This window comes from Streptomyces sp. NPDC003032 (assembly GCF_053591415.1).
The window spans coordinates 1-24,666 of the sequence record NZ_JBSFTT010000055.1 but is presented as its reverse complement, the minus strand read 5'-3'; the positions used below and the strand labels follow the sequence as shown (position 1 = coordinate 24,666).

Genomic DNA, 24,666 nt, shown 5'->3' with positions numbered 1-24,666 from the left:
ACACGTCCTCGCTCGATCACGACAGCGCCGCGGGGTCCGGTCTGGCTTTCACGGTGCACTTGGCCCCACCTTTTCCGGCCTGACTCGGACCCGAGCGTCCGTTCGGTTCCGGTCTGCGCTGGCCCCGCCGAAGGGGCCCTGAGCTGATGAGAAGTGGGGCCGCTCGAAGCCGGGACAGAGGGTGTCCAGTTTGGGCTGGTCCATCGCAAGCCGGAGAAGTGGGGCCGGAGCAGAGCGAGAAAGCCACCGGTCACCGTCAGCTGTTCGGTCTTCGGTCCGGCGGAGCGGGAGATGAGCAGGGAGCCGTGCAGGCCGGAGTCGTAGGCGAGGCAGACCAGCGCGGTGCCCTCGGCGTCGTAGGCGGCGTCGGGATGAGCAGTACGTCACGCTCATGGTCATCGAGGCGGCCGGGGAGGGCAAGGCACACGGGCTCCACCGGTCGTGAGGGTAGAAGGACATAGGTCATAGCCAGCCCTCACCCGCGGAACCCTGCCTGACGGTGATGATCCGCCCCGTGCGTTGAGGGACACAGCACGAAGTGGGTAGCGCGTTACTGACCTTGTTGGCGTGATGTCGCGGGGGCTGACAGGTCTTGGTTTTCGCAGTAGGCCGGTCATATGAGGTATCCGCAAGGGGGTGGGCTGACCTCGGAGCGACGGGTGTTTCGTGAGCACATCCGGATGCAGGCGGCCGAGTTATTCGCCCTCGGACACGACAATGCCGCCGTTGCTGGGCAGTTACGTGTCAGCGTGCGATCGGTACAGCGGTGGCATCAGGCATGGGAGCACGGCGGAACACCGGCTCTGGAGTCGAAGGGGCCGGCGTCCAGGCCCAGGCTGAGTGAGGCACTGTTCGAGGTGCTTGACCAGGAACTGGCCAAGGGGCCGGTCGCGCACGGCTGGCCGGATCAGACCTGGACGCTGGCGCGGATCAAGACGCTGATCGGGCGCCGGTTCCACAAGAGCATGACGCTGTCGGCCATCGCGCAGATGCTGCACCGGCACGGCTTCAGCCACCAGGTCCCGGCCCGCCGCGCGACCGAGCGCGATGAACAAGCCGTCACCGGCTGGGTGAAGGAGACCTGGCCCCAGGTGGGAACGCCGTGGCGGCGCTCGGGGCCTGGCTCTGCTTCGAAGACGAAGCAGGCTTCTCGATGGGCTCTGCCAACATTTCCGTGAGAGGTGACATTGGGTCACTTCGCTGGCATCGTCGAGTGTGTGCGACAACTTGCTTCGTGTGCTGTTCCCGCATCTGGCTGCGGTGCTGGTGGGGCGGGTGTCGTTGGTCGGGTGCGTAGTACGGGTCGATGCGCGTGCCCGTGAAGTTGCGCGTCCATGTCCAGACTGCGGTGCGAATTCCGTTCGTGTGCACAGCTGGTATCAACGAAGCCTGGATGATGCTCCCATAGGCGAACGCTCCGTGGTTGTTCAACTATCCGTGCGCCGACTTTACTGCGATGCAGTTGAGTGCAGACGCCGGTCCTTTACTGAACAGATTGACGGCCTGACTGTTCCTTACGGACGGCGTACTTCCACACTGGCTGCGATGCTTCATGAAATAGCCTTGGCCCTCGCCGGCCGGGCCGGCGCCAGACTGGCAGCGGCACTCCACGTCACCGTCAGCCGAACCACCTTGCTCAACATGGTGATTGCATTGCCTGATCCTCCCTTGCTGGAGCCAAGGGTTTTGGGGGTAGACGATTTCGCGACCAAACGCGGCAGGAAGTACGGGACCGTCCTGGTCAACGCCGAAAGTCACGAGGTCGTGGATCTGCTGCCAGGGCGGGAGAAAGAACTGGTAGCCAGTTGGCTGTCCGAGCATCCGGGTGTCGAAATAATCTGCAGGGACCGGGCCGGCGGCTACGCTGAAGCGGCGAAAGCGGGTGCGCCTCAAGCATTACAAGTAGCTGATCGCTGGCATTTATGGGACAACCTCGCGCACGCTGTCGAGAGAACCGTCATCGCCCACCGCGCCTGCCTCGTCCCACCGGCGCTGACCGCCCCCTCTACCAGACGCTTGGCCACCGCTCCTCCATCCACGGTCGACCCTGACACCGGCCGTGAGAAGTGGCTCGCGACTCGAACCCGTCAACGCCACCGAGAGGTTCAGCGACTGTTCGCACGGGGCCGTTCAATCAGCGATATCAGCCGGGAACTTGGAATGGGCCGGTCAACAGCACGGCGCTATGCCCGCGCAGAGGTACCGGATGGACTCATCGACGGGGCGATGCGCACAACACCACTGGACGACTACAAGCCTTATCTCATTCGCCGTTGGAACGAAGGCTGCACCAACGCCTCACTCCTGTATCGCGAAATATGCGAGCTAGGCTACCCAGGGCGTACTGCACAAGCAGTTCGGCACTACCTGCATCCCCTTCGGACATCTCTGGGATCGATCCGTTCACCAATACCCGTCCTCAAGCCGCAACAGGTGACCAACTGGATCATGTGGCATCCAGACCGTTTGAACCCGACAGAGAAACAACAACTCGATGAAGCCCTGCACCGCTGCCCGGAGTTGGCAACTGTCCGCGACCACGTCCATACCTTCGCCCGCATGCTCTGCAATCTGTCCGGCGAGAACCTTAAAGAATGGCTCAGTGCCATCAGTTCCAGCGGGCTTCCCACAATGGTCGCCCTGGCTGACGGATTACGGCGTGACGAGAAAGCTGTCGTTGCTGGACTGACTCTCTCCTGGAGTTCTGGGCCCGTCGAAGGACACGTAAATCGGATCAAGATGCTCAAGCGTCAGATGTACGGACGAGCCAGCTTCACGCTGCTCCGGAAGCGGGTACTGCTCGCTTGAGCAAGTGACCCAATGTCACCTCTCACGGAAATCTTGGCAGAGCCTCTCGATGACGTCGCACCGCGCACGCACCTGGGCCAGACGTGGCCACACACCCACCCTTCGGGTGCGGGGACGCTCCCAGCGCCGCATCTCCATTGCCGCTCTGGCCTGCTACAAGCAGGGCGAACGCTCACGCCTGATCTACCGGCCCAAGCGGCACGGCGACCACAAACGGGGCGGCAGACGCAGCTTCACCTGGACCGACTATCGCGACCTACTGACCGCCGCCCACCAGCAGCTCGGCAGACCGATTGTGCTCATCTGGGACAACTTGAACGTGCACAAAGACCGTCGGCTGCGGGAGTTCATCGACACCCAAGACTGGATCACCTGCTACTTCCTGCCGGCCTACGCACCCGACCTCAACCCCGTCGAGGGCATCTGGTCACTACTTCGACGCAGCAGCCAGGCCAACACCGCGTTCACCGACCCCGACCACCTCATGAGCACGCTTCGACACGGTCTCCGCCAGATCCAGTACCGCAGCAACCTCATCGACGGATGCCTCGCCGAAACCGGCCTCACCTTGACGACATCACGCCAACAAGGTCAGTAACTGTCCCTAACAAAGCCGTTGAACGTGGCGGTAGGTGATCAAGCAGACGGCAAGTCCGAGGAATGCTTCGTGGATGTCGTCGCGTCTTTCCCAGCGGATGCGCAGGCGGCGAAAGCCGTGGAGCCAGGCGATGGTGCGCTCGACAACGTAGCGGAAGATACCCAGGCCAGTGCCGTGCGGTTCGCCCCGACGTGCGATCACGGGCCGGATGCCGCGCTGCCACAGCTGCCGCCGGTAGATGTCGTGGTCGTAGCCGCGGTCGGCCAGCAGCGCATCCGGGCGCCGACGCGGTCGGCCGACCCGGCCCGCGACGGCCGGGATCTTGTCGAGCAAGGGCAGCAGCTGGGTGACGTCATTGCGGTTTCCGCCGGTCAGCGACACTGCGAGCGGGATGCCCTGGCCGTCGACGATGAGGTGGTGCTTGCTGCCCGGCCGTGCGCGGTCGACCGGGCTGGGCCCGCTTTTGGGCCTCGCGGAGCGGCCCGGACGTGCGAGGAGTCGATCACCGCCCGCTCCCAGTCCAGCTGGTTCTTCGACCGCAGCCTCTCCAGCAACAGCACATGCAGCTGTTCCCAGACGCCGGCCTCGTTCCAGGCCGCCAGACGACGCCGGCAGGTCATGCCCGAGCCGAAGCCCAACTCCTGGGGCAGGTACTCCCACTGGATACCGGTGTGCAGAACGAACAGGATCCCGCACAGGGCCTGCCGGTCCGGCACCCGCGGTCTGCCCTCAACCAGCTTCGGCGCCGGCAGGGGCAGCAACGGCTCGATCAGCGACCACAGTTCATCCGACACGACCCACGGCCGCGACTGACGCTTTCCCATACCCAGACCTACGAGCAGAACGGCCCAACGTTTCATGATCAGCAGCTTTTGTTAGAGCCAGTAAGGCCGCCCGGAACGAGCAGACGAGCACACCTGCGGGCCGCTCTCGCGGACTTCAGGAACTTACTACAACCACGAACGACCTCACACAGCACTCGGCGGTCGACCGCCCGTCAGCCGGACCACCGGGGCCGGCTACCGCGTCACGTTCGACCATCCACCCGAACCGCGTATGCCGCATTAGCCGCGTTCGCTGAGCGCGCGGCCGAGCGGTACAACTGCACCGACCTGCAACTTCCATCCGCGCCCTAGATGATCCATGGGCAACGCTTTGCCGAGGTAGCAGTGTCTCGACTGACAAGGCCTCCTGCCGAACACCGGTTGTGCAGGGCCACCGCGAGAACCGCGGTATTTCCCCTTCCGTGGGGATCAGCCAGAGGCGACGTCACGTTCGTGGTCAACGGCCCACGTCCAGTACTCGGCCACCGTCCGGTTCACTGCTTCCTCACCGGCGGCTCGCGGCCCGATCGGAGCGGTAAGGCTCGTGAAGGAAGCCGGTGTGGTTTCCAGGAGGATGGCGTGGGCGCGTTGGCCGGGCACCCGGCCCGTGGCGAAGACGTAGGAGTCTCCCGGCGCCAGCGACGTGGTTCCCTGCTCGCTCCACAAGGGTGGGGGCGCGACGGCAAGGGAAGAGGCGAGCCGGTGCTTCCAAAGAGCAATGCGCTTGAGTCCTCTCAGGGCACAGATCGTGTGTGTCCCTCGGTCAGGGGAAGATAGTTGGACCTCTTCGAGATGGCGCAGGATGTGGACAGTCGAGAGGCCCTGGCCAGGTTTCTCCAGGAAGCTGTTGCAGACCTGTCTGATAATGAGTCGGCCTGGGAGAACGTGACACTGGCAGACTTCCTGGAGGCCTGGGGCGCCTGGTTGCAAGCCATGCCTCAGGGGTGCGTCAACCGGGGTGAGCCCGTACCGGACAGCCCGAGCTGGAACTTGGTGGCGCAGATGGTCATGGCGGGCCGGATCTACGAGTGACATGGCCTCGCCGTCGGAGCAGTGGCGCAAGTAGGGGGAGGCAGCGTGGCGTTGGTCCATCGTGAGCAGTTCGCGGTCCTGGTTGAGCGGTACTTGCTCTGGCTGCAGGATGCCGACGAGGACATCATCGATGACTGGCCTGAGGGTGAGCGAGGGTTGGTCGTAGGAGAGCACGGGCGGGTGGACATCAGGACGGGCGGTCACACCCATGAGGCCGCGTTCACGGTCGAAGTCTGGGACTCACCGCCCGCGCCGGATCACAGTGCGCCTTGGGAGGGGACGGGGGAAGCGGAGTTGGACTCTGCCTCGGGGCATCTGAAGTTCCACACGGCCGGCGGCCCGGACGAGCATGAGGTCGACCTTGGTGTGGCGGGCCGACGGTGGCGGCTGCGGGCTCACGTAGTGGGGCAGGGAAAAGTCACTTGCCTCGCCCAACAAGGCGTACCTAAGGGGGTGGAGCGGTTCCTGCTGCAGTTCTGGCCGGTGTGATGCCCCTGTGGGCGGATGGCCTCCGCCCACAGAAGCACCAGGCCAGGACAAAGACTGTCGACTCATCCGACACTGGCGAGACAACCCTTAGCCGGTCTACTGGCCCGTGCCGAATTCGGAACCGCCGCCTTCACGGGCCACCCGAAACGCGTCGGGCCTGTGTAGTCCGGGTGTGTCAGCGGTGGGTGAGCCAGAAGACGATGAGGGTGATCAGCCCGCTGCCGCTGCCGAAGCAGATGCCGCGCAGCAGCTGGCTGAGTGCGGTACGGCGGCGGGCGCGTGCCCAGCCGCGGAGGCGGCGGCCGCGGCGGGCGAGCGCGCGGCCGACAGGGGCGGCGGTGTTGCGGACATGGTGTAGAGCGCGGCGCCAGCGGCTAGTCTTCATGAGGGATGTCCTTCGTCGCTTGGGTGTGGCGGGGGATGTCGTGCGATGCGAGGAGCCCTGCGTCCCGTTGGCCTAGGAAACCGGGGGCGCGTGACGGGGCTCCTTGCTGCTGTCCGGGTTCAGGGGCGGCTGTGCTCGCGCAGGGCCTGGGCCAGGCGCCGGTCGGGGCGGGGCACGATCACGCAGGGGCTCCCGTCGTCGGCGAGCCGGTCGACTTCCATCTCCAGGCCGCCGGTGAGCGGCGCGGCGCTGTCGGGGCGGGGATAGAGGTAGCGGGCGATCGCCTCGACCGTGTCGAAGAAGCCGTCGTCGAGTCTGTCTCCGAGGTCGTAGAGGACCTGGTGCAGCCAGTGGGCGGCTTCGCGCTGCTCGCCCAGAGAGGTGTGGTGAAGGTGGAGGCAGTATGCGGAGGCGCGGTGGCCGGCACCCGCGGCCAGCTGCCACCAGAACTGTGCGGATTCCAAGTGCTGTCCGGTCAGGTGAAGGAGGGCGGCGAACACCGCGGCGCCCTCGACGTCGAGGGTGTCCTCCTCCACGGGCCGCTCCGGGTCGCCCTGGGCGAGCTGGTCGACGTGGTGGGCCGCGTGCGGTGCGCTGAGGATCCACCGGGCGATCACCGTCAGGCGCTGCCCGGCCTGGGCGGCATGCCGGGTGTCCGTGGTGGGTTTGGCGCGGCCGGCGTCGACGGCCAGCTTCCTGAGCGCGGCGCCGACGTCGAACGTGATGGGCGTGTTCACCGGCATGGCAGCGTCGGCGAGCATGTCATCGAGCGTCCTCATCGTTCCCCCACTTCTCCTTGGTGTTCTTCGTTGATGAGGGCTGCCTTGTTGCGGCGGTCCCCGTCGGCGGCGGGCAGGTTCAGCAGGACGCGCAGGCGGTCGCGGCCCTTGCGGATGTGGTAGTCCACGGTGCGCGAGTCCAGGCCCATGTAGCGGGCGATGCGCTTGGAGGGGTAGTTGAGGACGTACTTGAGCACGACCGCGTTGTACTGACGCGTTTGTAGCTGCAGCATTGCCTCGTACAGTCCCGCGTTGCTGGGCGCCAGCTCCATCTCGGCGCGGATCGCGGCGAGATTGCGCGATATCGGCGCGTTGATAACAAACGCCGGCGGCCGCTTCTCCAGCTCCAGGCGCTCGCGGACATGACGGCTCAGGACAGCCATCGCGCGCTGCTCCAGGTCGGCCTCGGTCAGCAGTTCGTCCCAGGTCGCCAGTATCTCCAGGAACACGTCGTGCACGACGCGTTCGGCGGCGCTGCGGTGGCCGAGATGGAGCTCGGCGAAAGCGTGGAAAAACTCCTGCTGCGCCAGGTAGAAGCCCTCGTAGTCGAGGGGCAGTCCTGTGCGGGGTGCCGCGGCCGGGTCGGGGCGGCCCTGGCGGGGGATACCGACCGCGTCCGTCAGCGCGTGATCGTCATTGGTCACGCGGGCCTCACAGTGGTCATCACACGTCCCTGTACGTCTGGAGGTTGGTGGCGCCTGTCCCACCTGGGCGCTCACCGGTGAGCCGGGGTGGCTCTAGTGACCACCCTGTCGAGAATCGAGCCCCCTCACTCAACGCGGTACGGAAAAATATGACCCTGCGCCCATGGGTCGCTGCGGTACGTGTTCACGATTGGGGCACACCAGTGCAGAAAGGCGCACTGAGCAGCAATGGTGAACCGTCGTTCACAGGCATGCGAACGGTTCCCCTCCAACAAGTGGCGTTCGTCACAACGGAGTTGGGCGAAGCCGGACAGCGGCCACACACAACCCCCACACTGAGCGCTCATCCTGCGCACCCAATACGGCAGGAGTGATGAACCTCAAGCCCGCCAACCGTCACGGCCTCACGGGGCACCGGCCGGTCCGCCGCCCACGCTGAAAAAGATCACCCAGGCGGCACCTGTGGGGTGCATGGCAGGCGGAGAGTAGGGTGCGGCGACTGATCGATCACGGGGGAAGGGGCAGCGGATGCGGGGAATTCGTCGCTGGGCATGGGTCGGCGCGCTGGCGGTGGTGCTGGCGCTGCTCGGCGGCTACGGCTGGTATCGCTTGAGCGACACCGGGAAACGCTTGCGTTACGAAGACAAGCTCGAGTCGTACTGCGGTGGCGTGCTGCCGTACGAGGAGACTGTGGCCTTCACGGGCCTCCCGTCCGACCCGGCCGCGGGACTGCCCCACGACGTTCAGGAGGGCACGCCCAAGCAGGGGTACGACTTCTGCTGGGTCGCAGGCATGGACATCGTCGTCACCGCCGCACGCATCCCCAACAGCGCCGCCATCGACCTGAAGTTCTACCTTCCGCGGCTGCGCGCAGAGGCGCTCCCCACACCGATGGGCGGGGGCTGGCGGGGCTTCACCGACGGCGTGAACACCTCGGTCATTCTTCCGTGCACCAACCAAGACAGGACGATCACCGCCACCGTGCAGCTCACCTCGGAGGAGCCCAACAAGAGCGTGAGCCGCAGGGTGGCCCAGCTGACCACCGCGACTGCCGTTAGAGCCGCCGATCGTTGGGGCTGCGAGAGCAAGCCGGGCACCCGTGCGCAGGTCGTCAACCCGGTGTCAGACTCCTCAATTCCGGCGAAGGCCAACGGCACGTGCGCCGGGCTGCCCTGGACGCGCAACAAGCAGATCGACACAGTCACGGAGACCCCCGCAGATCAGTTCGCACCCACCGCGATGTGCTTCTTGGACGACACGGAAACCGATGACGGCTATCGCCTGGAAGCCTCGTTCGGCCCCTACGCCCTGCGTGAGCGCAACGACAGCCTGCACAGCGGACTGAACGCGAAGCTGGCCGGCAGTGGTGGGAAGACCGAGGAGTTCTTCTGGGCGAGTGCCGACTGTCCGGGGGACGGGCCGCGCGCGCTGTTCCAGATCAGCCCGAAGAGCGCGACGTCCGATAATCCGTCCTTCGCGCATGCCGCGTTGGCCGCGTTCGCCGAGCGCGCGGCCGAGCGGCACAACTGCACCGACCTGCAACTGCCGCCCGCACCCTAGTGTCCTTGCGTCAGTAGTTGGTCGTTAGTTGGTACATGACTTCTGCTGCTGGTGCGTCAGTTCCTCGTCGGGGCCCCAAGCCTGGAACCGCTCCTGCTGTCCGCTGAAGAACAGGCGGAGTTGGAGCGGTGGACGCGTCGGGCAACCTCGGCCCAGGCTCTGGCCTTACGCGCTCGGATTGTGCTGGCGTGTGCGGGACCTGAGGTGCCGCCGATTGTCGTGGTCGCCCGGGATCTGCGGGCGAGCGCGGACACGGTCCGTAAATGGCGGCGACGGTTTCTCGCCGAGCGGCTGGATGGCCTGGTCGACGAGCCCCGGCCCGGCCGGCCGCCCACCATCAGCGTCGACCAGGTCGAAGCAGTCGTGGTCAGCACCCTGGAACAGCTGCCGGAGAACGCCACCCACTGGTCGCGTACGTCGATGGCCCGGCACAGCGGCCTGTCGAAGTCGGGCGTGGGCCGGATCTGGAGGCAGTTCCAGCTCAAGCCGCACCTGGCGGACACCTTCAAGCTGTCGACGGACCCGCTGTTCGTGGAGAAGGTCTACGACGTGGTGGGTCTGTATTTCAACTCGCCCGAGGGTGCGGTGGTGCTGTCGGTGGATGAGAAGTCGCAGTTCCAGGCCCTGGACCGGTCTCAGCCGGTGCCGCCGATGATGCCGGGCTGCCCGAGCGGCGCACCCACGACTACGTGTGCAACGGCCTGACCACCTTGTTCGCCGCGTTCGATGTCGCCACCGGTGAAGTCATCACCTCCCTGCACCGCCGGCACCGGGCCGCGGAGTTCAAGAAGTTCCTGATCCGGATCGACAAGGAAGTGCCCGCCCACCTGCAAGTCCATCTGATCGTGGACAACTACGGCACCCACAAAACTCCTGCGGTCAAGGCCTGGCTGGCCAAACACCCGCGCTTCGAGCTGCGCTTCACGCCGACTGGTTCCTCCTGGATCAACCAGGTCGAGCGCTGGTTCGGCTACCTGGCCCACCAGATGATCCGCCGCGGCGCACACAAGAACATCCAGAACTTGGAAGCCGACATCGGGCCTTGACCCCGAATCCTGAACACGGGTTATGCGGCTGGTGTGAGCGTAGTTGGTGTGAGGTGGAAGGTGTTTTCGAAGGCGATTGGTGGTCGTTGTCCGAGGCGGGAGTGTCGGCGTCGGGTGTTGTAGCGGTGGAGCCATCTGAACGCGTCGAGTCGGGCCTCGCGCTCGCCTGGCCAGCTCTTTCGTCCTTGCAGGGTCTCGCGTTTGAAGGTCGCGTTGAAGGACTCGGCGAGTGCGTTGTCCGCGCTGGAGCCGACTGCGGACATGCTCTGCTGGACCCCTGCTGACCTGCAGGCTTCGGCGAAGGCCCTGCTCGTGTACTGGGCTCCGTGGTCAGTGTGCATGATCGATCCCGCGAGACTTCCGCGGGTGCGGACGGCCGCGGCCAGGGCGTCGGTCACGAGATCCGCGCGCATGTGGTCGGCGATCGCCCACCCGGCCAGACGGCGCGAGGCGAGGTCGATGACGGTCGCCAGGTAGCAGAACTTCCCACCGTCGATGGGCAGGTAAGTGATATCGCCGACGTACTTCGTGTTCGGCCTTCCCGCGGTGAAGTCGCGGCGGATCAGATCCGGAGCCTCTACCGCAGCCGGATCAGGGACGGTGGTGCGGTGCCGGCGGCGCAACCGCACCCCTTCGATCCCGGACTCCCGCATGATCCTGGCGACCCGCTTGTGGTTGACCGCCTCACCGATCGTCTCCTGGAGCTCGGCGGTGATCCTCGGCGCTCCGTAAGTATTGTCCGACTCCTGGTGCACCGCCCGTATCCGGACGGCCAGTTGTGCCTCGGCCGCCCGCCGGGCGGCCCGGGCGGCGGCTGTCCGGCGCCAGTAGTAGAAGCTCGAGCGGCTGGCGCCAAGGACGCTGCAGAGCCGCTTCACGCCGTAGCGGCGCTGCAGGTCAGCGACGCACCGGAAGCGGTTCACCAGCGCGTCTCCCCGGCGAAATATTTCGCCGCCTTCCGCAGGATCTCGCGTTCCTCCTCCAGCTCGCGGACCTTCTTCCGCAAGGCCGCGTTCTCCGCCTCCAGCGGTTCCGGCGGCTGGGCCGCCTCCGGCGTCCGGTGTCCCCGCGGACGGCTTGCTCCGGCAGCCCTCACCCAGTTCCGCAGGGTCTCCGGATTGATCCCCAGATCGGCGGCGACCGACCTGATCGTCGCCTCCGGCCGCGACTCGTAGAGCGCGACCGCGTCCGCCTTGAACTCCGGCGGGTAATGCTTCATGACCACGAGATGTCCGTTCTCAGATCCTCAGGATCCAGTGTCTCGTGTGTCCAACATCAGGGGTCAAGGCCCATCCGGGCCTGGGTCAAAGACTGGAACCAAGACCCCAAGCCCTTCATCTGGACCAAAACAGCCCAGGAGATCCTCGACTCACTCGCCCGCTTCTGCCGACGGATCTCCGGCGCAGGACACTAGCTCTGGGGCAGCGTGGTTGCGGGCGCGTCGGCGCTGCTGAGTGGCGATCAGGGGAGAGGGTGCTCGCGGTTCAGGGGCCTGGTCTGACGAAGAATTTTTGTTGGTCTGCGTCAGGGTGGTTGTGCTGAAGAGCTGAGGCGGCGCGGGTCCTCACGTTGGGTGATCACTCTGCAGGGGGGTCTTGGAGGTGGCCAGTTCTGATTGGTGCAGACCATGTGTCGGGTTGCTGTTCTGGCGGCTCTGCGTCCGGGAACGGCCAGCAATGCCCGTGAATTTCGCACGTGCCCACTGTGCGATCCCTTGCTCGATCGACCGCCAGGGTTGGCGAATTGTGCGTGGTCCGCGCTTCCAGCTGGTTACGATGAGTGGCGCTCACCCCTCACCGTCTACAGGGTGCAAGTCGGTCGCCTATGGCTATTTCGCCTGCTCGCAGCCGCGCCGGGACCGAGTATTGTGTTCCAGTTCACATTGACGTCGGGAACTGCAGCGCGTTGACTCACACGGTCTGTGAAGGACTTGTGACTCTGGGGTGGGGACTGTGGGGCTGGAGCGCGGACACCGTGACGTCGGTGCACGAAGACGAACACGTGCTGTGATCGGGACGGTGACAGCGGCGATGCTGCTGTCGTTACTGCCTTCCGTGGCGCATGGGGCTGCTGGCCCTGCGCTCGCGAAGGCCCCGGTCGGCGGGCTGGGTGAACAGTCCGCGTCCGAGCGGGCGGTGGCGTCGGGGGAGCCGGTCGAGGTGACCTCCGAGCGCACCGAGTACACGACGACGCTGGCGAATCCGGATGGCACGTTCGTCATCACCCAGGCAACCGAGCCCCAGCGTGCCCGGACCGCGGAGGGCGGCTGGCGGGGCATCGACGTCACGTTGGAGAAGCGCTCCGATGGGAGGGTCGGGCCGAAGGCGGCCGTGGTGGACCTTTCCTTCTCCGGCGGCGGCAGTGGTGCACAGATGCTGCGGCTGGGCCACGAGGGCCAGGGGCTGCGACTGGGCTGGCCCACCGCTTTGCCCACGCCATCGCTTGACGGTGCGACCGCCACGTACGCGGATGTGCCGATCAAGGGCGTGGATCTGCAGCTGACAGCGACAGCCGAGGGCTACCGCGAGGTGCTGGCCGTCAAGACCGCGGAGGCGGCGGCCAGCCCCGAACTGGAGAAGATCAGGCTCACCGCCCGAGGGGAGGGGCTGAGTCTGACCCCCGGCGAAGGGGGTGGTCTGCGCGCCGTGGACGGCGACGGCAACGCTGTTTTCCGCGGTCCTGCCGGCCAGATGTGGGACTCCGCAGGCAACGCCGCCCAGACACCGCAGGCGCAGTCCCGCTTGGCGAAGAAGACTGCGGCGGCCCGGCTCGAACAGGCCCCCGCTCCGCAGCCCGAACAAGAGGCCACCCAGAGCCCGGTCCAGCCGGGCGAGGGCGACGTTAGCGCTGAGCTTCCCGTCACGGTCGGTGCCGGCGCGGTCTCCGTCGCCCCCGACCTGGATCTGCTGCGCGGTAAGGACACGGTCTATCCGGTCTATATCGACCCCGCGGTGGGGCTGGGCAAGTCGGAGTGGACGAAGCTGTCCTCGGACGGTGACAAGTTCTGGAAGTTCAGCGAGCCCAAGGGTGTGGGCCGCTGCGGTATCGCGGACGGCTATTACTGCAGCACCAGCGGCTACACGGACCGTATGTACTTCGAGTTCGGTGCCTCCAAGCTGTCCGGCAAGCATGTCCTGGACGCGACGTTCCGCGCCTATGAGACGTGGTCGTTCAACTGCACCCCGCACTGGGTCGACCTGGAGCGCACCGACAACATTTCCGAGGGCACCCGCTGGCCGGGTCCCAAGCAGCTGAACCAGATGGGCGACCGCTACATCTCCGCAGGCCGCGGGGATCTGTGCAGTCCCGACCAGCCCAACTCCTGGGTGGAGTTCAACGACAACCCGGATGAGGAGGACGAGAACCTCACGTCCACGGTGCGGGCGCTCGCGGACGGCAAGTTCCCGCGGCTGACGCTGATGCTGCGCGCCAAGGACGAGAGCGAGCCGAGAGCGTGGAAGCGGTTCGACTCCAACGCCGAACTCAAGGTCTGGTACGTCCACAAGCCTGGTGTGCCCACCTCGGTCGGCGCGATCCCGGGCACGGGCACCAAGGCGCACTGTCGTCCCTCCTCGTCGCCGCTGACGGTGACGAGGGAAACCCCCACCGTGCAGGCCCGGGTGCAGACCAAGGTCGAGCAGCACCAGGGCGAAGAAGAGGGATACCTGCAGGCCGAGTTCGTCATGCAGCGCTCCAGCACCGACACCACATCGGGCAGCTGGTCGAACGTATGGAGCGCCTACAAACCATCATCTGGCTGGGTCCCGGACGGCACACTGGAGAACGTGACCACTGACAAGCGGGCCGATGGCGGTCTGTACCGGTTCAAGGCCCGCACTCAGTCGCACTGGAAGTACAACGGCAGAGACGGGGACCTGTTCTCGCCGTACTCGTCCTGGTGCTACCTGCGCATCGACTCCACCGCACCCAAGCCGCCGACCATCATCACCGGCGCTCCCTACACCGAATGCACGGCCAACGCCTGCGCGCCCCATGGCGGACCGGGCCAGCCGGGCAGTTTCACCTTCAAACCGAACACGGCCGACAAGGACGTGAAGGCCTACCGCTGGCGGCTGCTGACCTCGGACGCGGACGCGACGAAGACGGTGAACGCGGTCACGACCAACGCCTCGGTGACCGTGAACAACGTCAAGCCCGGACTGCCGGGCACCCAGACCCTCGCGGTGGAGGCCAGTGACCTGAAGCTGGACAAGGACGGCCGCAAACGCTGGGGGCCGCCGGCCGAATTCACTTTCAAAACCGGCCTCGCCGCCGGGTCGACCGGACGCTGGCACTTCGACGACGGCGCCCCGGGCTCTGCCCTGATGACCGCCAAGGACACCGGTGAAACCGGCGCCCGCCACGATGTGGTCATGCGTGACGAGGCGGGCACCGGCTGGTCGACCATGGGCCGGCGCGGCCCAGGAGACTATGCGCTGCGTCTGAATGACAACCTCAGCGAGCCCGACCAGCAGGTCGGCTACGCCTCGACCGACGGGGTGCCGGTCAACTCGCAGGACTCCTTCACCGTGTCGGCCTGGGCCTACCTCACCGATGCCTCCGCCAACCGCACCGTGCTGGCAGCCCCGGGGGAGCAGGGCTCGGCGTTCACCCTCTACTACTCGGCCACGCACAAAAGATGGGTGTTCAACCGCACCGACCAGGACAAGAACGGCCCCACCTACATCCGCTCCATGGCCGATACGGCCAACCCCCCGCTGAAGGTATGGACCCACCTGGCCGCGGTCTTCAATGCCCAAAAGGACGGCGACAAGAGGAACGACACCATCCAGCTCTACGTCAACGGGCGGCCCCAGGGCGCCCCGGTGGTCCTGGCGGATGAGGCAACCTCGTACGAGCCGTGGACGGCGGACCGGAACCTGATGGTCGGCCGCTCCAAGGTCGGCGGCAGCTACGGCGAGTACTTCCATGGCCGCATCGATGAGATCGCCACCTGGCAAGACGCCCTGTCCCCCGAACTCATTCGCGAGGAAGGCCGGCTGGAGAACGCGGGCCTGCCGGCCAACGAGCTGGTCGCCCACTGGGATGCCACCATCTCCTCCGGCAACCAGGTCACAGAGAGCCCGGAAGATCCTGACGATCCGGCCAGCACCACCTTCCCCTACCGCCGCGGCGGCCTGGTCCTGTCGGGCTCGGGGGCCAGTTTGAGCGGGGACGACGCGACAGCCCTGGTGCTGAACGGCACCTCCGGCTACGCCTCGGGCGATGGCCCGGTGGTCGATGAGACCGGCTCGTTCACGGTCTCCGCACGGGTACGGCTGAACAAGGCGCTGCTGGCGGCCAAACCCGTCGGATACCGCGGCTTGGTCGCCGGCCAGTCCACACCGGTGGGCAAGGAATCCTCCTGGGCGCTGTGGGTGGAGAAGGCGGCCGACGACAATTACCTGTGGACGTTCGGCCGCACCGCCGTGGACGCGAACGGCAAGGTGATCGACTCCGCGCTCGCCCCGGCCCAGGAGCCGATCGGCGACACGGAATGGGATACCTGGGTGGACGTGACGGGCGTTTTCGACGCCGGGGTGGACTTCACCGATGACCAAGGCGAGCAGCAGTTCGGCCGCGCCCAGCTGTATGTCGGCCCATTCATCCAGCAAGGCGAAGAAGACCCCGGGCTCGGCACACCGCAACAGGGCGGCACCACCCTCTCAGCGGGCCGCGGATCAGCGAAGGGCACAACCGGGCACTACCTGCCCGGTGACCTGGCGAAGTTGCGGGTGTGGACCGGGGCGATGGCCTGGGGACAGGTGAGCAGCCAGATCGCCGAGTTCTCGCCCTAGACGCTCGCTGAGCCCCTTGCTGCTCTGCCTCCTGCCTTCTTGCTGACCTTCTTTCGACGGCGTGCGGCCACCGGACCACGGGTGGCCGCACCCAAGGAGATGCGTGATGAACCTGCCTGCCCTCGGCCTGCCCTGGACGCGCGGCCCCCACAGACCCGCGCGACCCCGGACCCCGGCTGCGCTTCAAACGCGGCGGATCGCGGCGGTGACCGGCTTCGCCCTGCTGCCGGGTCTGCTGAGCCCGGTCGCGTCCGCCGCCGGCACCGACCCGCTGGGCAGACCCAAACTGGACGCACCGCGTGCATCCAAGGTCACCCCGTTCACCGCGAAGGTGAACAAGAACACGGCGAAGGCAGTGGCGAAGTCCGCCGCGGCAGACAAAGCCGCGGCCCAGCGCGCCCGCGCCGAACAGCGCCGCACCGTCACCTGGCCTAAAAGCGGCAAAGCCACCCTGACCCTGCCCGCATCAGGGAGAGCGACGGCGAACCCCGGGGCCCTCCCGCTCACCCTCGCCGCACCCCAGCAGACCAAGAACAACAAGCAGATACCCGCCGCCGACACGGTCCAGGTCCGTGTTCTGGACCAGCAAGCAGCCAAGAAGCTCGGCATCAAGGGCATCGCGCTCACCGTCACAGGCCCCAAAAACGGGGGCGCGGCGCAACTCGGGCTCAGCTACAAGGCCTTCGCCGCCGCCTACGGCGGTGACTGGGCCGGCCGCCTGCAGCTTCTGCGTCTGCCCGACTGCGCCCTGAACGCCCCGGCCAAGGCCGCTTGTCGCACCCGCACTCCGCTGGAATTCACCAACCACCGCAAGGACGAGCAGCTCACCGCACCGCTCACCTTCCCCGCCACGGCCAAGAGCGGCGGGGCCGGAGAGCGGACGATGGTGCTGGCCCTGGCGGCAGGAACCAAGTCCGGCTCCGGCGACTACAAGGCCACCCCGCTGGCCTCCTCCTCCACCTGGGAGGCCGGCGGCTCCTCAGGATCCTTCACCTGGTCCTATCCCCTGCGCACGCCGCCCGCCGCGGCGGGCCCGAAGCCGGACCTGTCGATTTCCTACGACTCCGGCAGCGTGGACGGGCGTACCGCCTCCACCAACAACCAGGGCACCGCGATCGGTGAGGGCTTCGACCTCACCTCCTCCTACATCGAGCGCAAGTACGGCTCCTGTGAGGATGACGGCCAGGACAAGAAGTACGACCTGTGCTGGAAGTACGACAACGCCTCCCTGGTCCTCAACGGTCAGGCCACCGAGCTGGTCAAGGACGACACCAGCGGCAAGTGGCGCCTGAAGAACGATGACGCCTCCACCGTCACCCGCCTCACCGGCGCCGACAACGGCGACGACGACGGCGAGTACTGGACCGTCACCACAGGGGAGGGCACCACCTACACCTTCGGCCTGAACAAGCTGGAAGGCGCAGGCGCCGATGAGCGCGCAGAGTCGGTGTGGACGGTGCCGGTTTTCGGCGACGACGAGGGCGAACCTGGTTACAAGGACGGCTCGTCCTTCTCCGGCCGGGACAAGAAGCAGGCCTGGCGGTGGAACCTCGACCTGGTCCAGGACACCCACGCCAACGCCATGACGTACTGGTACGCAGCCGAGCACAACAACTACGACAAGCTCGGCGACGACACCACCGGCACCGACTACACCCGCGGCGGCTACCTCAAGGAAATCCGCTACGGCCAGCGCACAAACGCCCTGTTCTCCGCCAAGCCGGCCGCCTCCAACAAGGTCGCCTTCACCTACGCCGAGCGTTGCTTGGCCACCGGCACCGGCTGTGACGCGCTGACTGAGGACAAGCGAGACAACTGGCCCGACGTGCCCTACGACACCGTCTGCAAGGACGACGACAAGTGCACCGGCAACGTCGGCCCCTCCTTCTTCACCCGCAAACGCATGACCGGCATCACCACCTACGCCTGGAACGCAGCCGCAGCGACTCCTGCCTACGCCGCGGTGGACGCATGGGAGCTCAAGCAGCTCTACCTCGACCCGGGCGACACCGGCGACACCACCGACCAGTCCCTCTGGCTGGACGAGATCAAGCACACCGGAAAGCGCGGCACCGACCTCGCCCTGGACCCGGTGAAGTTCACCCACGCCTTCCTGCCCAACCGGGTCGACGGCGCGAGCGACGACATCCTGTCCCTGGACAAGCCCCGCCTTCGTACGGTCACCGCCGAAGCCGGCGCACAGACGATCGTCTCCTACGCCGCGGCGGACTGCGTGGCCGGGCAGACCAAGCCCAAGGTGGATGAGAACACCCGGCGCTGCTACCCGGTGCATTGGTCGCCCAACGGCGAGAAGACCCCGATCCTGGACTGGTTCCACAAATACCCGGTCACCGCGGTCTCCACCACCGATCCACGAGGCGGATCGGAAGCCGTCCAACACACCTACCAGTACTCCGGCGGCGGCGCCTGGCACTACAACGACGACCCGATGACCCCCGCCAAGGAACGCACCTGGTCGATCTGGCGCGGCTACGGCAAGGTCACCCACCTCACCGGTGACAAAGACAGCGCCCAGCTCAAAGAAGTCAGCGTCTACCTGCGCGGCATGCACGGCGACCGCGTCCTCGGCACGGACGGCAAGACACCCGACCCGGACAAACGCAAGAGCGTCAAGGTGACCGGCATCAAGGCAGCCGACATCACCGACTCCGACCAGTACGCCGGCTTCACCCGCGAGAGCGTCACCTACAACGGTGATGCGGAGGTCTCCGGCACCATCAACGACCCCTGGTCGAAACGGACAGCCACCCAGCACAAGTCGTACGCGGACACCGAGGCCTACTACGTCCGCACCGCTGCCAGCCACGCCCGCACCCACATCACCACCACCGCGACACCCCGTGACCGGATCCGCACCACCAAGACCACCTACGACGACTACGGCATGGCCGAAACCGTCGAGGACAACGGCGACGACGCGATCCCGGGCGACGAGACCTGCACCCGCACCTGGTACGCCCGCAACGACGACAAAGGCGTCAGCATCAACTCGCTGGTATCCCGCACCCGCACCGTCGCCAAGACCTGCGCAGTCACCGACGCGAACCTTGACCTGCCGGCCGACTCCGACAAGCCCGGCGACGTGATCACCGACACGGCAACCGTGTACGACAACCCGCAGGCCACCACCTGGTCGGCCGCCCAGAAGCCGACGGTGGGTGAGGCGACCTGGACCGGCCGCGCCAAGGCCTACACCACCGACAATGCCCCCACCTGGCAAAAGACCGCCACCACCAGCTACGACACCCTGGGCCGCCCCCTTGTGGTCCAGGACACCAACGACCTGACCACCGCGACCACCACCTACACGCCGACCGCTGCCGGCCCGCTGACCTCCAGCAGCGTCACCAACGCCAAGCAGCACAAGGCCACCACCACCCTCGACTTCGCGACCGGCGCGCCGGTGAAGATCACCGACCCCAACAACAAGGTCACCGAGACCGAGTACGACAGCCTGGGCCGTGTCACCAAGGTCTGGCTGCCCAACCGCTCCAAGGCACTGAACAAGACCCCCAACTACATCTACGACTACAAGGTCACCAGCAAGAACCTTTCCTGGGTGTCCACCGGCACACTCAAGGGCGACGGCTCCGGCTACAACACCACCTACGAGTTCTACGACTCCCTGCTGCGCACCCGCCAGACCCAGACCCCGAGCCCGGTCGGCGGCCGGCTCGTGTCGCTGACGCTCTATGACAACCGAGGCCTGGCCGTCAGCACGCAGGGCGACATCTGGGACAACACCTCGCCGCCGTCCGCCACTGTCGTGCAGACCGAGGGCAGCCAGGCCCCCGCCCAGACCGACACCACCTACGACGGCGCGGGCCGCGCCACCAAGGCGGTCACCAAGAACTACGGCGTCACCCGCTGGACCACTCACAGCACCCACACCGGCGACACGGTGACCACCAGTGCCCCCACCGGCGGCCAGGCCACCGCCCAAGTCACCAACGCCCTGGGCCAGCTGACACAGCGCCGCGAATACGGCGGCCCGCAGCCCACCGGTACCGACTTCACCACCACCGACTACACCTACACGCCCTCAGGCCAGCAGAAGACTCTCACTGGTCCTGACGACGTCAAGTGGTCCTACAGCTACGATCTGTTCGGGCGCCAGGTCGCTGCGAACGACCCGGACAAGGGCACGACCCGCACCACCTACGACTCCCTCGACCGGCCCACCACTACTACAGACGAGGAAGACAAGAAGCTCCTCACCGAGTACGACGACCTGAACCGCAAGACGGGCCTGTGGCAGACCGACAAGACGGATGCCAACCAGCTCGCTGCCTGGACCTTCGACTCCCTCGCCAAGGGACAGCAGGACACGGCCGTCCGCTACGACGGCGGCGCGACCGGCAAGGCATACACCCAGAAGGTCACCCAGTACGACAGCCTCTACCAGGTCATGGGCAGCCAGCTGACACTGCCCGAGGACGACCCGCTCGTGAAGGCGGGCGTACCCAAGACATTCTCCTTCACCACCGGCTACCGCCTGGACGGCACCATCAGCCAGGCCTCCCAGCCCGCGGTGGCAGGCCTGGCAGCCGAGACGATCGGATACACGTACAACGCCACCGGCCAGCAGCTCAAGTCAGTGGGCACCAACGGCTACCTCCAGAACGCCGTGTACTCCCCGCAAGGCGACCTGCGTCAACAGACACTGGGCATGAGCGATGCCAGCACGGCAAAGAAGGCCTACCTCAACTACGACTACGAAGCGGGCACCCGCCGCCTGACCCGCTCCTACGTCACTGACGACGTCCACGGCTACATGCCGCAGGAACTGAAGTACACCCAGGACGACGCCGGCAACGTTACTTCCATTTTCGATGCCACCACCCAGGGCGGCACTGCCAAGTCCGACTATCAGTGCTTCGCCTATGACGGCCACCGCCGCCTCACCGAAGCCTGGACCCCCAAGACCGCCGACTGTGCGAACGCGGGCCGCACCGCCTCCAACATCGACGGCGCGGCCCCGTACTGGACCAGCTACACCTACAACCAGGCTGGCCAGCGAAAAACCGAGACCCAGCACGCCAGTTCCGGCGACAAGACCACCGATTACACCTACCGCACCGACCTGAACCAGCCCCACCCGCTGGTCAAGACTGAGACGGGCGGAAAGACCCAGACTTACGCCTACGACAAGACCGGCAATACCACCTCCCGCCCCGACGGCAGCGCTCAGCAGACCCTCGCCTGGAACACCGAGGGCAAACTCGCCCGGACGACAGAGGGCCCGGCCCAGACGGACTACCTGTACGACGCAGACGGCGAACTCCTCATCCGCCGCGCCAAGGGCGACGGCGATACCGTCCTTTACCTCGGGGCAACTGAAGTCCGCCTCACGGCGAAGGGAACCGCCAAGGCCCTCTCCGGCAGCCGCTACTACACGGCCAACGGCCAGACCATCGCCGTCCGCACGGCGACGGCCGGCACATCAGGGACGAAGCTCAGCTTCCTGGCCGCCGACCACCACGGCACAGCCAGCCTCGCCCTGGACGCCACCACCTACGCCACCACCAAGCGCTACACCACGCCCTTCGGCGCCTCCCGCGGCGAGAAGACCACCAACTGGCCCGACGACAAGGCCTTCCTCGGCAAACCGGCAGACACCGCAACCGGCCTGACCCACGTCGGCGCCCGCGAATACGACCCGGGCACCGGGCAGTTCATGAGCGTCGACCCGCTCCTGCAAACCGAGATCCACCAGACCCTCAACGGTTACAGCTACGGAGCGCAAAACCCGCTGACCAACGCTGACCCCAGTGGCCTTGGCTTGAAGTGTGGCGGCAGCGACCCTGCCTGCCCCAAGCATGGGAACGACGGCCACGAAGCTAATGGCGGAAGCGGATACGGCGGTGGCGGTGGCGGTGGCGGGGGGACCGCTCCCACCTCCTCCTCCGGGCGCACCGGAGGATCAGGTGGCAGTCCGAAATTCTCTTGCGACTGGACTGGAAAGATCTGTGTGCCGGCGCAGTCCGCCCGCCCCGGACCTGCGGATTCCAAAGCAGGAGACACATTCCTCCTGGGGCTCTTCAGCAACCTCGTCCACACGTCCGAATACTTTGGCGCACTCGTCGACAGTGACTGCCGAGACGTAGACAACTGCACCTACGGCGAAGATTACGACAAATGGGTCGCCAGTAAGGGTTACGACATTGGAAGTAACGAGTACCTAGTGCCTGGTGCCTTGGCGGCGATCTTTGGCGCTAAGGCTGGTGCCACGGGTAAGCCCGGTAAGCCGGGTCGCCCACATGGTCCCGGGTGGTTCCCTTACGGGAGTGGCAAGATCCCGAGCGGGTGGGGGGCGCCCCAAATGACCAGAAAGTACAAGCGAAACCCAGATAAGGAAGGTTTTGTGTGGCGGGCCCCAAAGGGGCAGGATAGTGTCCGCATTGATCGAGGAGACCCGAACTCGCCACATGGCACCCAGCGAGTTGATCACGTTGTGATCAACTCGAAGGGTAGAATTGTAGGTAAAGGTGGGCAGTTGCTACCTCCCAATGCGAAAATTCAGGAGTATCCGATCGAGGCGCATGTTCCGCTCAGTGAGTGGCAGACATGGGGGAGTTGGAATGCCCCGTAAAGATGTAGATCTTCAGACGCCTTGGATTCGCGAAATGCTAACCGATTGGCTTGGCAAGTTGGCTGATCGTGGATGGCAAGAAGCGAACTGGGTAAATCGAGCCAGTAGTAGTTCTGGACTCGATGAAGTACTGGATTTCTTCGACGACTCTGGAGTTTTGTCTGAGCCGGAAGGGAAGATTGGTTTCACGCTTTTCGATGAGGGTGAAGCGGCGGCGATGTTGGCCTTGGGGGTAGCTTTGGATGAGGCGGTGTCAGTGTCAGCGTCGTCGGATGTAGCGGTGATTCGGTCGCCTTCTTGGGGCGCGGTCGTAGACACGGCTCGTGAAGCCTTGCGCATCATGAGCAGGCATACATGTCCTTAAATGGACCCGGGCCTGTTGGCGAATTGTCGGCTTTCGTTTTGAGCACGGTCAGTTCTGGGCGTCCGACATGGCGGGGTCTTCGATTTTCTGATGGCCGCAGTTGTCGGCGAGTTCGTGCCAGGCGGTAACCTCGTCCTTGTCAGCGGTGAGGTGCCAGCGGAGCTTGGCCGCCACCCAGTGGGTGGCGACCAAGCTCCGCTGGGGCCTGGCCGTCGACAAGGCCGAGCGGCAGGCCCTGAGGAAGCTGGCCGCCGGGTGCGGGCAGGAGACGGTGGAGTACGAGCCCGCAGGGTGAGCAGGGGAAGTTTCGCGCGTCGTGGCGGTCTGAGAGCCGATACTTGCAGGCCGGATTAGTTGTCGTCCGGGTCCTGTTCGGCGTGGAGCCGGGTATCGAGGTCGCTTGCCCACAGCAAGGCCCAGGCGCGTAGCTCGGTCACCTGGTCACAGCTCAGGCCGTAGTCGGTGAAGTCCTGGTCGTCCCACCACTCGGCGCCGGCGAGGCGGTCGCGGAGGTCGTGCAGGTGGAACTCGAAGCGGGCGTGGCGGCGGCCGAGCATCTCCAGGTCGGCGGTGGTGCGGTGCCGGGAGGCGGCGTGGACGTCGATGAGGTCGCGGACCGCGCCGCGGTCGGCGAGCGCCCGGACCTTGGTGCCGATCATGTCATCGAAGGCGAGGACCGGGCCGTGCTCGGTCGCGGTGGGCGGGGACCAGAAGGCTTCCTTGAGGATGTCGACCTCGCACTCCTCGCCCGTGGCAGGGTCGGCGGCGATCAGTCGGCCGGAGAGCGGGCTGGTCTCGATCTGCCGAACCCTCCAGCCGCGCTCGGCGAGGCCGCTGCTGACAGTGGAGGTGATCTCGTCCATGGGCGCCGGGTTCTCGGTGGCGACGTCGAGGTCCTGGCTGAGGCGCTCGACCAGGCCGTGGGCCTGGACGGCGTAGCCGCCGGTGATGACCAGGGGGTAGGGCGTGCCGATGGCCAGGACGTCGGCCAGGAGCCGGCGGCGCAGGTCGCTCAGGTTCACGCGGCCGCCGTGGTCCGGGCGTCAGCCAGCTCGGGGAAGGCGGCTTCCCACGCGTGGCGCGCCGGGCGGCTGATCAGCGTGCGCAGCACAGGCCATTGCGCGAGGAGAAGATCCCGGTTGAGGAAGCTGATCAGGTCCTGACGCTGTCCCTCGGCCAGGACAGTGCGGTACAGGCCCATCCGGGAGCGGGGCTGGTCCAGGGTGTAGGAGCGGCGCCCTGACCAGGCCACGTGCAGGGGCAGGTCGACGGTGCCGTGGGCGGGGCCGACCAGGTCCTCCAGGCGTGCGGGAAGCCGCTGGGTGTACTGCGCGCACAGCACGTCGAAAGCGTTCGGCACGGGGAAAGACACGGACTGCTCGGCCATGCCCCCAGTATCTCCCGCAGATGCCCGTGTGGTCACCGTAGGTGCCCGCCCGGAAATACCGGCTTGAGCAAGCCGGGAGATTCCAGGCGTCGCGATGGCTCAAGGCGCATATCAGGTGCCCTGCCACGGGACAGGAGGCGACGGTGGGGTCGGTGTCTCCGACCACCTCTGCAGGACTCGGGTAGGCGGGCCGTGAGCGCGGGCTTCTTCGTATCTCGTCACTGGTCGGCAGCGGGCCGTCGCGGGGAGGGCCGCTTCCGCCCAGCGCGTGGGTGGCTGGACGGAAGCGGGGCGGTCCCCTTCGGTTGGTTCTTGAGCACAAGGGGGCCGCACGCCTTC

General features: G+C 66.3%; 15 protein-coding genes and 4 pseudogenes. 12 read left to right on the top strand and 7 right to left on the bottom strand.

The annotated features are described in order from the left end of the window. Positions 1-617 precede the first annotated feature (617 nt). The 3 genes and pseudogenes from ACWDZ7_RS39025 to ACWDZ7_RS39015 form a co-directional block, all read left to right on the top strand. A pseudogene (locus ACWDZ7_RS39025) lies at positions 618-1,155 on the top strand (winged helix-turn-helix domain-containing protein); the annotation flags it as partial. Positions 1,156-1,215: 60 nt separating this feature from the next. After that, positions 1,216-2,808, top strand: a complete 1,593-nt coding sequence (locus tag ACWDZ7_RS39020; RefSeq protein ID WP_451803500.1) for an ISL3 family transposase — start codon at positions 1,216-1,218, stop codon at positions 2,806-2,808. A gap of 46 nt (positions 2,809-2,854) precedes the next feature. Then, positions 2,855-3,406: pseudogene (locus ACWDZ7_RS39015) on the top strand (transposase); the annotation flags it as partial. A gap of 6 nt (positions 3,407-3,412) precedes the next feature. Here ACWDZ7_RS39015 and ACWDZ7_RS39010 read toward each other — a convergent pair. After that, positions 3,413-4,230 (bottom strand): IS5 family transposase gene (locus tag ACWDZ7_RS39010; protein ID WP_451803511.1). Its coding sequence is split into 2 segments (ribosomal slippage): positions 3,413-3,898 and positions 3,901-4,230, totalling 816 coding nucleotides; the frame shifts between segments, so codons are not numbered across the junction. A 69-nt stretch (positions 4,231-4,299) separates the two neighbouring features. Between ACWDZ7_RS39010 and ACWDZ7_RS39005 the strand changes: the two are divergent. The 3 genes and pseudogenes from ACWDZ7_RS39005 to ACWDZ7_RS38995 form a co-directional block, all read left to right on the top strand. Further along, a pseudogene (locus ACWDZ7_RS39005) lies at positions 4,300-4,474 on the top strand (integrase core domain-containing protein); the annotation flags it as partial. Positions 4,475-5,007: 533 nt separating this feature from the next. Continuing rightward, a complete protein-coding gene (locus ACWDZ7_RS39000; protein ID WP_451803499.1) occupies positions 5,008-5,262 on the top strand; it encodes a DUF7660 family protein in 255 nt (84 codons plus the stop codon). Positions 5,263-5,307: 45 nt separating this feature from the next. Further along, positions 5,308-5,751, top strand: a complete 444-nt coding sequence (locus ACWDZ7_RS38995) for a hypothetical protein (RefSeq protein WP_451803498.1) — start codon at positions 5,308-5,310, stop codon at positions 5,749-5,751. A 175-nt stretch (positions 5,752-5,926) separates the two neighbouring features. Here the strand turns inward: ACWDZ7_RS38995 and ACWDZ7_RS38990 are convergent, their stop codons facing one another. The 3 genes from ACWDZ7_RS38990 to ACWDZ7_RS38980 all read right to left on the bottom strand — a co-directional run bounded on the left by ACWDZ7_RS38990 (position 5,927) and on the right by ACWDZ7_RS38980 (position 7,559). After that, entirely contained in the window at positions 5,927-6,136 is a 210-nt protein-coding gene (locus ACWDZ7_RS38990; RefSeq protein ID WP_451803497.1) for a hypothetical protein, read from the bottom strand. 119 nt (positions 6,137-6,255) lie between these two features. Beyond that, positions 6,256-6,915, bottom strand: a complete 660-nt coding sequence (locus tag ACWDZ7_RS38985) for a hypothetical protein (RefSeq protein ID WP_451803496.1) — start codon at positions 6,913-6,915, stop codon at positions 6,256-6,258. Further along, positions 6,912-7,559, bottom strand: coding sequence for a sigma-70 family RNA polymerase sigma factor (locus ACWDZ7_RS38980; protein ID WP_451803495.1), 648 nt, complete (start codon positions 7,557-7,559; stop codon positions 6,912-6,914). The genes ACWDZ7_RS38985 and ACWDZ7_RS38980 overlap by 4 nt, the downstream gene beginning before the upstream one ends. Before the next feature lie 528 nt (positions 7,560-8,087). Here ACWDZ7_RS38980 and ACWDZ7_RS38975 point away from each other — a divergent pair. Together ACWDZ7_RS38975 and ACWDZ7_RS38970 are read left to right on the top strand one after the other, a co-directional pair. Continuing rightward, positions 8,088-9,119: a hypothetical protein gene (locus tag ACWDZ7_RS38975; protein ID WP_451803494.1), complete on the top strand. Its 1,032-nt coding sequence runs from the start codon at positions 8,088-8,090 to the stop codon at positions 9,117-9,119. Between the two features lie 51 nt (positions 9,120-9,170). Continuing rightward, positions 9,171-10,156, top strand: a pseudogene (locus tag ACWDZ7_RS38970) (IS630 family transposase); the annotation flags it as partial. 29 nt (positions 10,157-10,185) lie between these two features. Here ACWDZ7_RS38970 and ACWDZ7_RS38965 read toward each other — a convergent pair. Further along, positions 10,186-11,390 (bottom strand): IS3 family transposase gene (locus ACWDZ7_RS38965; protein ID WP_451803493.1). Its coding sequence is split into 2 segments (ribosomal slippage): positions 10,186-11,099 and positions 11,099-11,390, totalling 1,206 coding nucleotides; the frame shifts between segments, so codons are not numbered across the junction. Between the two features lie 805 nt (positions 11,391-12,195). On the opposite strand from ACWDZ7_RS38965, the gene ACWDZ7_RS38960 reads away from it, so the two are divergent. From ACWDZ7_RS38960 to ACWDZ7_RS38945, 4 genes are all read left to right on the top strand, one after another. Beyond that, positions 12,196-15,963 (top strand): LamG-like jellyroll fold domain-containing protein, encoded by a 3,768-nt coding sequence (locus ACWDZ7_RS38960; protein WP_451803492.1) that lies wholly within the window; start codon positions 12,196-12,198, stop codon positions 15,961-15,963. Positions 15,964-16,069: 106 nt separating this feature from the next. Continuing rightward, positions 16,070-22,576 (top strand): RHS repeat-associated core domain-containing protein, encoded by a 6,507-nt coding sequence (locus ACWDZ7_RS38955; protein ID WP_451803491.1) that lies wholly within the window; start codon positions 16,070-16,072, stop codon positions 22,574-22,576. Then, positions 22,566-22,940 carry an SCO4402 family protein gene (locus ACWDZ7_RS38950; protein ID WP_451803490.1) on the top strand — a complete coding sequence of 125 codons (375 nt, stop codon included), beginning with the start codon at positions 22,566-22,568 and terminating at the stop codon, positions 22,938-22,940. Before ACWDZ7_RS38955 ends, ACWDZ7_RS38950 begins: the two co-directional genes overlap by 11 nt. Before the next feature lie 163 nt (positions 22,941-23,103). Continuing rightward, positions 23,104-23,235, top strand: coding sequence for a hypothetical protein (locus ACWDZ7_RS38945; RefSeq protein WP_451803489.1), 132 nt, complete (start codon positions 23,104-23,106; stop codon positions 23,233-23,235). Between the two features lie 55 nt (positions 23,236-23,290). On the opposite strand, the gene ACWDZ7_RS38940 is transcribed toward ACWDZ7_RS38945, so the two are convergent. Beyond that, on the bottom strand, positions 23,291-23,962 hold the full coding sequence (locus tag ACWDZ7_RS38940; protein ID WP_451803488.1) for a nucleotidyl transferase AbiEii/AbiGii toxin family protein: 672 nt from the start codon (positions 23,960-23,962) through the stop codon (positions 23,291-23,293). Beyond that, positions 23,959-24,327 (bottom strand): hypothetical protein, encoded by a 369-nt coding sequence (locus tag ACWDZ7_RS38935; protein WP_451803487.1) that lies wholly within the window; start codon positions 24,325-24,327, stop codon positions 23,959-23,961. Before ACWDZ7_RS38935 ends, ACWDZ7_RS38940 begins: the two co-directional genes overlap by 4 nt. Between the last annotated feature and the right edge of the window lie 339 nt (positions 24,328-24,666).

Bases quoted from the DNA above. Each gene is read 5' to 3' on its own strand.
- ACWDZ7_RS38990 (WP_451803497.1), bottom strand. From the start codon at position 6,136: ATGAAGACTAGCCGCTGGCGCCGCGCTCTACACCATGTCCGCAACACC.
- ACWDZ7_RS38985 (WP_451803496.1), bottom strand. From the start codon at position 6,915: ATGAGGACGCTCGATGACATGCTCGCCGACGCTGCCATGCCGGTGAAC.
- ACWDZ7_RS38975 (WP_451803494.1), top strand. From the start codon at position 8,088: ATGCGGGGAATTCGTCGCTGGGCATGGGTCGGCGCGCTGGCGGTGGTG.
- ACWDZ7_RS38960 (WP_451803492.1), top strand. From the start codon at position 12,196: ATGCTGCTGTCGTTACTGCCTTCCGTGGCGCATGGGGCTGCTGGCCCT.
- ACWDZ7_RS38955 (WP_451803491.1), top strand. From the start codon at position 16,070: ATGAACCTGCCTGCCCTCGGCCTGCCCTGGACGCGCGGCCCCCACAGA.
- ACWDZ7_RS38950 (WP_451803490.1), top strand. From the start codon at position 22,566: ATGCCCCGTAAAGATGTAGATCTTCAGACGCCTTGGATTCGCGAAATG.
- ACWDZ7_RS38935 (WP_451803487.1), bottom strand. From the start codon at position 24,327: ATGGCCGAGCAGTCCGTGTCTTTCCCCGTGCCGAACGCTTTCGACGTG.